Genomic DNA, 9,119 nt, shown 5'->3' with positions numbered 1-9,119 from the left:
GTCGAGCACGAGTTCGGGTGGCCCGGGTGTGGTCGCACACCGCACGGAGGGCTCCGACGGTGAGCGCGTGCAGGCGCGGTACGGGTGCGCGTTCCTCACCGGCGAGCCGTTCGGCGGTCTCGAGGATCGCGCACGCGGTGGTGTAGCGGGAGTAGTCGTCGACGATGCCCACGGCGAAGGCGTCGAGGGTCTGCACCTGGGTGACGATGTCGAGATTGCGGCCCGGGTGGAGCTGGACGTCGATGTGGGCGAACGGTTCGAGCCGCGCGCCGAACTTCGAGCGTGTGCGGCGCACGCCCTTCGCGACGGCCCGCACGAGTCCGTGCCGGCGTGTCAGCAGGGTGACGATGCGGTCGGCCTCGCCCAGCTTGTGCTGGCGCAGCACCACCGCGTTGTCCCGATAAAGCCTCACTCCCCGAGTCTGTCATGGCGCGGTGACACGGGACGACCCGTGAGGGGACTCGACATCCAGAACTGGAACGCGTTATTGTTCGTTCGAACGAACGGGGGAACGAATGGATGCTCGAACCAATCTGCGCGACCTGAAGGCGACCGTCGGAGCGCTCGACCGCGGTGAGACCACCTCCACGGATCTCGTCCGTGCGAGCCTCGACCGGATCGACGAGTCGCAGCCGCACCTCAACGCCTTCCGTGTCGTGCGCCGCACGGCCGCACTCGACGAGGCCCGCGAGGCCGACCGACGCCGCGCGAGCGGCGAACGCCTGCCCCTGCTCGGGGTCCCCATCGCGATCAAGGACGACACCGACGTCGTCGGCGAGACGACGATGTTCGGGTGCGCCGGCACCTTCGCTCCGAAGGACACCGACGCCGAGGTCGTGTGCCGCCTGCGCGCCGCCGGAGCCGTGATCGTCGGTAAGACGCACTCCCCCGAACTCGGCCAGTGGCCGCTCACCGGTGGTGATGCGTTCGGGCACACCCGCAGCGCGTGGTCGCGCGACCACACCCCCGGCGGTTCGTCGGGCGGCAGCGCCGCCGCCGTCGCCGCCGGGCTCGTGCCGGTCGCGCTGGGATCCGACGGCGCCGGATCGGTCCGTATCCCTGCCTCGTGGTCGAATCTCGTCGGCATCAAGCCGCAGCGCGGCCGCATCTCCATGTGGCCCGACGCCGAGTCCTTCAACGGGCTGACCACGCACGGTCCCCTCGCCCGCACGGTCGCCGATGCGGCCCTGCTCCTCGATGTCGTGTCCGGCAACCATCCCGGCGACCGGCACACGTGCGCGCCACTCACCGTCTCCGACTCCGTGGGACGGGATCCGGGCAGGCTGAACATCGCCCTGTCGGTGAAGATCCCGTTCACCGCGACACCCACCCGCCTCGACGCCCGCGTCCGCACCCGCATCGCCGCGCTCGCCGCCGTGCTGCGCGATCTCGGACACGAGGTGACCCTCGCCGATCCCGACTACGGAATCCTCTTCGGGCTGAACTTCCTTCCGCGCTCCATGTCCGGCATCGAGGACTGGCTGCATCGCCTGCCCGATCCGTCTCTCCCCGACGTCCGCACCCGCGCCAACGCGCGCACCGGCCGCCTGCTCCACGGCTTTCCGCTACGCGCAGCACGCGCCGCCGAGCCGCGCCTGCACCGGCGGGTCGGCCGCATCTTCGACCGGTTCGACGTCGTGCTCGCCCCCACCACCGCCACACCGCCGCTACCGGTGACGGCGATCGACGGAATCGGCGGGTGGGCCACCGACAAGGTCATCACGGGCGCGTGCCCGTACGCGTGGCCGTGGAACGTGCTGGGCTGGCCCGCGGTCAACGTCCCGGCCGGATTCACCGAGGAGCGCCTGCCGGTGGGCGCCCAATTGCTCGGCCCGGAGAACTCCGAACCGCTCCTGGTGTCCCTCGCCTCGCAACTGGAGTCGGTGCTGCGCTGGCACGAGCACACCCCGGAGCAATGGTGGTGACCACGCGCGACGACACCCGCTCGCGGATCGTCCACGCCACCCTGCATCTCGTCGGAACCCACGGTGTCGCGGGCGTGACGAACCGGCGCATCGCGGCGCGCGCCGAGGTATCGCTGGGATCGATCACCTACCACTTCCCCACCCAGGCCGACCTGCTGCGGGCCGCTCTCGAGTTCTTCGTCGACGAGGAGACCGAGCGCCTGCGCGAACTCACCGATCGCTATCGCTCACAGGCGTTGTCGTTGACCGAAGCGGCGGAGCTCACCGAGCGGGTCGCCCACGACCTGACCTTCACGGCCGAGCGCATCGCGCCCTTCGAACTGTACGTGCAGGCGGGACGCGACGACGAACTACGGCAGGTCGCCGAGCGGTGCTGGCGCGCCTACGACGTGCTGGCCGTCTCCGTCCTCTCCGCCCTCGGTGTGCCGACACCGGAGACGATCGCCCCGACGGTCGTGGCCACCATCACCGGCCTGCAGCTGCGCCGCCTGTCGACGGGCACGGAGCCGGACCTGTCGGAGGCCGTCCTGCTGTTGCTGCAGGGAGCAGCGGCAGACCGCCGCTGAACCCCGCAGTACACGCGGCATCGGTCTCAGTGGTCGCGCAGAACTTCGGGCCGTGGTGACCGCGGACGACCTCGCGTCGGTGTGGCTCACCGGCCGGTCGCCACGTCCGCCCGACAGGGTGCCCGTAGCGAGCGTCAGAATCCCAGGCGGCCCAGCTGTTTGGGATCGCGCTGCCAGTCCTTCGCGACCTTCACGTGCAGGTCGAGATAGATCTTCACGCCGAGGAGCTTCTCGATCTGGGTGCGCGCGGCGGTGCCCACCTCGCGCAGCCGCGCGCCGCCCTTGCCGATCACGATGCCCTTCTGGCTCGGCCGCTCGACGTAGAGCAGGGCGTGCACGTCGAGCATCTCGCCCTGCTTCTCGGTGCGGCCCTCACGTTCCGTGATCTCTTCGATGACGACCGCGAGCGAGTGCGGCAGCTCGTCGCCGAGACCTTCGAGCGCGGCCTCACGGATGAGCTCGGCCATCAGGGTCTCCTCCGGCTCGTCGGTGAGCTCGCCGTCGGGATAGAAGGCCGGACCGGGTTCCATGTGCGAGACGAGGACGTCGATGAGGACCTCGACCTGCTCACCCGACGCCGCGGAGACGGGCACGACCTCGCAGTCCTCGCCGAGGAGCTTCGACACGGCGAGCAACTGCGCCGCGACCTGCTGCTTGCCGACCTTGTCGATCTTCGTCACGATGCCGACGACCGGGGTCTTCGGCGCCATGTGCCGCACCTGCTCCAGGATCCAGCGGTCGCCGGGGCCGATCTTCTCGTCGGCAGGGAAGCACATGCCGATCGCGTCGACCTCGGAGTAGGTGTCCTGCACCAGATCGTTCAGTCGCTGGCCGAGCAGGGTGCGCGGACGGTGCAGTCCTGGCGTGTCGACCAGGATGAGCTGCGCGTTGTCGCGGTGGACGATGCCGCGGATGGTGTGCCGGGTGGTCTGCGGACGCGACGAGGTGATCGCGATCTTGCTGCCCACGAGCGCGTTCGTGAGCGTCGACTTCCCGGTGTTGGGCCGACCGACGAAACAGATGAAGCCGGAACGGAAGTCGGTGTCGGTCATGCATGCTCCTCGGTCGTGGCCGTATCGGTATCGCTGTGTTCTTCGTCGGGTGCCGCCCGCTGCACGTGGACGGTGCTCACGCGCACCCGCCCGCGGACGTCCGGTCCGCCCTCACCGCGCAGCAGCAGGCCGTGGGTCCGTACCTCCGCGCCCGGCAGAGGAACTCGGCCGAGCTCGTAGCCGAGGAGTCCGCCGACCGTGTCGACCTCGTCGTCCTCGATGTCGATATCGAACAGTTCGCCGAGATCCTCGACGGGCAGTCGCGCCGAGACCCGGTAGGTGTCGTCGCCGAGATCCTCGACATCGGGAATCTCCCCGGTGTCGTATTCGTCGGCGATCTCACCGACGATCTCCTCGATGACGTCCTCGATCGTCACCAGGCCTGCGATGCCGCCGTATTCGTCGACGAGCACCGCCATGTGGTTGCGGTCGCGCTGCATGTCGGCGAGCAGATCGTCGAGGCGCTTCGAATCCGGCACGAACACCGCCGGTCGCATGACGTCGGCCACCGAGACGCTGCGCCCACCATCACGGTGGTAGTAGGTCTGCTTGACGAGATCCTTGAGGTAGACGACACCGCGGATGTCGTCGACGTTCTCGCCGATCACCGGGATCCGGGAGTGTCCGCTGCGGACCGCGAGCGAGGTGGCCTGACCGGCCGTCTTGGTCTCCTCGATCCACACCATCTCGGGACGCGGAACCATGATCTCGCGGGCGGTGGTGTCGCCGAAATCGAACACCGACTGGATCATCCGGCGTTCCTCGTCGGCCACGACTCCGCTCTCCTGCGCGAGGTCGACCAGTTCGCGCAGCTCGATCTCGTTGGCGAACGGGCCGTTCCGGAAACCGCGGCCGGGTGTGACGGCGTTACCCACGGCGATGAGGATCCGGCTGATCGGACCGAGCAGGACACCGAGGATCCGCAACGGACCGGTGGCCGCGAGCGCGATCGGGTAGGCGTGCTGGCGTCCGAGAGTGCGAGGGCCGACGCCGATCACGACGTAGTCGACGATCACCATCACCGCGGCGCCCACCACGAGCACCCACGTCCGGTCGAGGACGGCGAGCAGCGCACCGACGAGCACCACGGTGGCGGTGATCTCGCAGAGGATCCGCAGCAGCACCGTCAGATTGACGTAGCGGGGCCGATCGTCGAGCAGACCGAGCAGGCGCCGCGCACCGGTCCGGCCCTCTTTCGCCAGTTCCTCGGCGCGCGCGGCGGATACGGTGTTCAGGGCGGAATCGACGGCGGCGAACAGACCGCCGAGCACCACCAGGACGACCGCCAGGACGACGAGGGGCACGGTACTCACGCGACCGTCACTCCCCCGGCCGGCGTCGTCCGATCAGGTGGGTTCGTACTGTCGCCGCTCATGATTCGGGAGTGTCGACGAAACCGGCCTTGCCCAACAGCTTCCGATCGCGGGCGGCGAGGAGTGCCTCCTGCTCGGCGCGCCGGATCTCCTCGTACCACTCGGCGAGGAGCTGATTCTGCAGGCCGAACATCTCCTTCTCCTCCTCCGGCTCGGCATGGTCGTAGCCCAGGAGGTGGAGCATGCCGTGCACGGTGAGCAGGGCGAGCTCGTGGTCCACCGGGTGACCGGCCTTGACCGCCTGGTCTGCGGCGAACTGCGGACACAGCACGATGTCGCCGAGCATCGACGGGCCCGGCTCCGGAGCGTCGGGACGTCCGCCGGGCTCGAGTTCGTCCATGGGGAACGACATCACATCGGTGGGGCCGGGCAGGTCCATCCACCGCACGTGCAGATCGGCCATGGTGTCGAGGTCCACGAGCACCATCGACAACTCCGCCGCCGGATGCACATCCATCCGGGCGATCACGAAGCGAGCGACGTCGAGGAGTTCCTCCTCCGAGACGTCCATGCCCGATTCGTTCGAGATCTCGATGCTCATGACTGGAGTTCCTTCTGCACGACGGTATTCGGTTGATCTACAAGGGGGTTCATCGACGCTGCACCCGCTGCGCGCGGCGCTGGGCGCGGTTGCCGGAAATCCCGTCGCCGTCGCGGCCGGCCTCGAAACGGCCGTAGGCGTCGACGATGTCGGAGACGAGCCGGTGCCGCACGACGTCGCTGCTGTCGAGTCGCGCGATGTGGATGTCGTCGATGCCGTCGAGGATCTCGGTGGCGGCGGCGAGACCCGAGCGGGCACCGCCGGGCAGGTCGATCTGCGTGATGTCGCCGGTCACGACGATCTTGGAGCCGAATCCCAGGCGCGTGAGGAACATCTTCATCTGCTCGGCCGTGGTGTTCTGCGCCTCGTCGAGGATGATGAACGCGTCATTGAGGGTCCGGCCCCGCATGAATGCCAGGGGCGCAACCTCGATCACCCCGGCCTGCATGAGCTTCGGGATCGCCTCGGGATCCATCATGTCGTGCAGTGCGTCGTGCAGCGGACGCAGATAGGGGTCGATCTTCTCGTACAGGGTGCCCGGCAGGAAGCCGAGTCGTTCCCCGGCCTCGACGGCGGGCCGGGTGAGGATGATGCGGTTGACCTGCTTGGTCTGCAGCGCCTGCACGGCCTTCGCCATGGCGAGATAGGTCTTGCCCGTACCGGCTGGGCCGATGCCGAAGACGATGGTGTGAGCATCGATGGCGTCGACGTACCGCTTCTGGTTCAGGGTCTTGGGCCGGATCGTCTTCCCGCGACGCGACAGGATGTCGAGGCTGAGCACGTCGGCCGGCGACTCGGAGAGCCCCTGGGTGAGCATGCCCACGGTGCGGCGCACGGCGTCGGGGGTGAGCGGCTGACCACGTCGGACGAGGGTGACGAGTTCGGCGAGCGCGCGTTCGGCGAGGGCGACGTCGGCGGGTGCACCGGTCAGTGTGACGGTGTTGCCCCGCACGTGGATGTCCGCCGCCAGGAGGGTCTCGAGGGCGATCAGGTTCTCGTCCGCGGCTCCGAGCAGGGGCGCTGCGGCCTCCGACGGGAGGTCCAGGCTCGATCTGACCGTGGTCGGTTCGAGTTCGGCGGGCTCGTGGGGTCGGTCTGGTTCACTCACGTGGACGGTACGTCCTGCTTTCGGTTCGGCTCGTGCACGACGGTCGTCGTGTTCGTGCCAGTCTAGCGCCGGGCGGGGCGTACCCTCCCGCAACAGTGCGTTTCACCGGGCTTCGGTGCCCCCGTCTCCCGAGGTGGCCTCCGCGAGCCATCGCCGCGCCTCGGCGAGGACGGCCGGTGCCCGATCGGGTGAGACCCCGGCCAGCACGAGGTTGCCGAGCACGATGGTGTCGCCCGAGTCGTCCACCAGACCGAGGTTGGCCTGCTCGAGCGTGGCCATCGTCAGGCCCTCCATCATCCCGACCAGCACCGGCGCCGGAAGGTAGTCGGAGAATTGCCCCTGCGCGAGTCCACGTTCGACGAGCCCGAGGACGCGTGAGCGCACCGGCGCGACGAGCTCGGCGATACGTTGCTCACCCACCTCCTTGCGCGCGAACGAGAGCAGCACGCGATAGCGGTCGCCGATCGGCCAGGTCCGTAGCCCCTCCACCGCGAGGGCGACCTCGGGGTCCTCCGGTTCGGGGTGGTCGAGGGCCTCGGCGAGCGCGGTCGAGGCGTCGTCGACGATCCCCTCGACGAGCGCTTCCCGGTTGGGGAAGTGCGCGTACACCGTGCGGCGGACCACGCCCGCGGCCTTCGCGACATCGTCCATGCTCGCGTCGAAGTCGGTGGCGAAACACATCACTGCCGCGTCGAGTATGCGCATGCGGTTCGCGATGAATCGGGTTCGTGGTCGAGCGACCGAGTTCTCCACGTTCTTCGCCTCTTCCTACTGACTGTGATCTGTCTTTCATTTTAGTTGCACATGGATGTGCAGCTGTGTAACTTGCACAGCGCCGTGCAGAACGGGGCCCGGCCCCGTCCACCCAGCACCCCGAGGAGAGCCCGATGACCACTGCTGTCACCCGATCGGAAGGGAGCGGGGCGAAGGAACCTTACCGGCTGCGCTGGGCAGGACTCGCGGTGCTGTGCCTGAGCCTGCTCATCGTCGTGATGGCGAACACCTCACTCATCGTCGCAGCGCCCGGAATGCTGCGCGACCTGCAGCTCACCAGCGCCGACATGCAGTGGATCATCGACGGCTACACCGTCCCCTACGCCGCGCTGATGCTGCTGTTCGGCGTGCTCGGCGACCGGTACGGCCGCCGACGCGCACTGCTGACAGGCCTGGCGGGGTTCGCCGCCGGGGCGGTGTACGGATCGCTCGCCGACAGCGCGGGTGATGTGATCGTCGCACGCATCGTCATGGGTGTGGGCGCCGCCGTCATCATGCCCGCGACGCTGTCGTTGCTCGTCGCGATGTTCCCCCCGCGCGAGCGTGCCCGGGCGATCGCCGCATGGGCGGCCACCTCGGGCCTCGCCATCGCCCTCGGCCCCCTGCTCGCCGGATGGCTCCTCGAATCGAACTCGTGGGGGTCGACCTTCCTCATCAACGTGCCGATCGCGGCGTTCGCCGCCCTCGCCGCCATGATCCTCGTGCCCGCATCGAAGGCCGACGATCTCACCCGCACCGACTGGATCGGCGGCGCCCTGTCGGTCCTCGCCCTCGGCGGGATCGTCTACGCGATCATCGAAGGCTTCCACTTCGGTTGGGGCACCGGGGTGATCGCGACCACGGTCGGTTCGGTGGTCGTCGCGGTTCTCTTCGTCGTGTGGGAACTGCGCCATCCCCGGCCGCTGCTGGATCTGCACCGTGTCGCGGACCGGACCGTCGGCGGTGCCTGCGTCGCGGTGCTGTTGCTCTTCCTCGTCGCATTCGGAGCCATCTACTTCGTCTCCCAGCAGTTCCAGTTCGTGCTGGGCTACGGCCCCCTCGAGACGGGGCTGCGTCTGCTCCCCCTTGCGGCGACGGTCTCGCTGGGCGCGGCGCTGAGCGGCCGGCTCGCCCCTCGCCTGGGCGCGCGGCTCCTCGTGGGCGCGGGCATGATCGCCGCAGCGGCAGGCATCCTCGCCCTCACCGTCACGGACACCGGCTCCGGTTTCACACCCTTCCTCATCTCGTTGCTGCTACTGGGGCTGGGTATCGGCCTGGCCACACCCCCGTCCACCGACCTCGTCATGGGCGGCTTCCCCGACTCGGATCTCGGATCGGCGGGCGGATTGAACGACACCGCAGTGGAATTCGGCGGTTCACTGGGCATCGCCGTACTCGGCTCGATCCTCGCGACCACCTATCACCGTGAGATCTCCGGTTTCCTCGACGGATTCCCGATGGCAGATCTGACGGGCCCGATGGCCGAGCAGGCGGCGATGGCGATCGAGGCGGCCGGCGACTCGGTGGGCGGTGCGGCGATCGTCGCGGAGGAACTCGCAGCCCATCCGTTCGCGGCGTCGTACGCACAACCTCTGCTCGACGCGTCGTCCGCGGCGTTCGCGCAGGCGATCTCGTCCGCGAGCCTCGTCGCCGGTATCGTCCTGCTCGTCGGCGCCGCGGCGGTCACGGCGCTACTCCCCCGCGGACTCCCCGCCCACTCCCGCAGCGATGCCGAGGTCGGCGACTGACGGAGCGGTGAGCAGTTCGAGCGATCGCTCCCAGGAGCGGGTCGTGCGGTTCA

Annotated in this window: 9 protein-coding genes; 3 read left to right on the top strand and 6 right to left on the bottom strand. The window is 68.9% G+C overall.

Going from position 1 to position 9,119, the window contains the following annotated elements:
- Positions 1-412 (bottom strand): DNA repair protein RecO (gene recO, locus R1101_RS26385; RefSeq protein WP_081494072.1); only part of this gene is annotated, 412 nt, incomplete at its 3' end.
- A gap of 103 nt (positions 413-515) precedes the next feature.
- Here recO and R1101_RS0110755 point away from each other — a divergent pair.
- Positions 516-1,925, top strand: a complete 1,410-nt coding sequence (locus R1101_RS0110755; protein ID WP_016933441.1) for an amidase — start codon at positions 516-518, stop codon at positions 1,923-1,925.
- The gene (locus R1101_RS0110750; protein WP_016933440.1) at positions 1,916-2,491 is read left to right on the top strand and encodes a TetR/AcrR family transcriptional regulator; all 576 of its coding nucleotides are present in this window, start codon (positions 1,916-1,918) and stop codon (positions 2,489-2,491) included. Before R1101_RS0110755 ends, R1101_RS0110750 begins: the two co-directional genes overlap by 10 nt.
- 134 nt (positions 2,492-2,625) lie before the next feature.
- Here the strand turns inward: R1101_RS0110750 and era are convergent, their stop codons facing one another.
- From era to R1101_RS0110725, 5 genes are all read right to left on the bottom strand, one after another.
- The gene (gene era, locus R1101_RS0110745; protein ID WP_016933439.1) at positions 2,626-3,543 is read right to left on the bottom strand and encodes a GTPase Era; all 918 of its coding nucleotides are present in this window, start codon (positions 3,541-3,543) and stop codon (positions 2,626-2,628) included.
- On the bottom strand, positions 3,540-4,856 hold the full coding sequence (locus tag R1101_RS0110740; RefSeq protein ID WP_016933438.1) for a hemolysin family protein: 1,317 nt from the start codon (positions 4,854-4,856) through the stop codon (positions 3,540-3,542). The genes era and R1101_RS0110740 overlap by 4 nt, the downstream gene beginning before the upstream one ends.
- A 58-nt stretch (positions 4,857-4,914) precedes the next feature.
- Entirely contained in the window at positions 4,915-5,457 is a 543-nt protein-coding gene (gene ybeY, locus R1101_RS0110735) for an rRNA maturation RNase YbeY (RefSeq protein ID WP_016933437.1), read from the bottom strand.
- 49 nt (positions 5,458-5,506) lie between these two features.
- Complete coding sequence (locus R1101_RS0110730; RefSeq protein WP_016933436.1) at positions 5,507-6,565, bottom strand: PhoH family protein; 1,059 nt, start codon at positions 6,563-6,565, stop codon at positions 5,507-5,509.
- Positions 6,566-6,667: 102 nt separating this feature from the next.
- Positions 6,668-7,270 (bottom strand): TetR/AcrR family transcriptional regulator, encoded by a 603-nt coding sequence (locus tag R1101_RS0110725; RefSeq protein ID WP_016933435.1) that lies wholly within the window; start codon positions 7,268-7,270, stop codon positions 6,668-6,670.
- A gap of 182 nt (positions 7,271-7,452) precedes the next feature.
- On the opposite strand from R1101_RS0110725, the gene R1101_RS0110720 reads away from it, so the two are divergent.
- Entirely contained in the window at positions 7,453-9,066 is a 1,614-nt protein-coding gene (locus tag R1101_RS0110720) for an MFS transporter (RefSeq protein WP_016933434.1), read from the top strand.
- Positions 9,067-9,119: the final 53 nt, after the last annotated feature.

Origin of the sequence: Rhodococcus sp. R1101 (assembly GCF_000278445.1) — a bacterium.
GTDB lineage: Bacteria > Actinomycetota > Actinomycetes > Mycobacteriales > Mycobacteriaceae > Rhodococcus > Rhodococcus gordoniae.
Note: the sequence above shows the minus strand (reverse complement) of the source record. Positions and strands in the feature narration are given on the sequence as shown.

Bases quoted from the DNA above. Each gene is read 5' to 3' on its own strand.
- R1101_RS0110750 (WP_016933440.1), top strand. From the start codon at position 1,916: ATGGTGGTGACCACGCGCGACGACACCCGCTCGCGGATCGTCCACGCC.
- R1101_RS0110755 (WP_016933441.1), top strand. From the start codon at position 516: ATGGATGCTCGAACCAATCTGCGCGACCTGAAGGCGACCGTCGGAGCG.
- R1101_RS0110725 (WP_016933435.1), bottom strand. From the start codon at position 7,270: ATGCGCATACTCGACGCGGCAGTGATGTGTTTCGCCACCGACTTCGAC.
- era (WP_016933439.1), bottom strand. From the start codon at position 3,543: ATGACCGACACCGACTTCCGTTCCGGCTTCATCTGTTTCGTCGGTCGG.
- R1101_RS0110720 (WP_016933434.1), top strand. From the start codon at position 7,453: ATGACCACTGCTGTCACCCGATCGGAAGGGAGCGGGGCGAAGGAACCT.
- ybeY (WP_016933437.1), bottom strand. From the start codon at position 5,457: ATGAGCATCGAGATCTCGAACGAATCGGGCATGGACGTCTCGGAGGAG.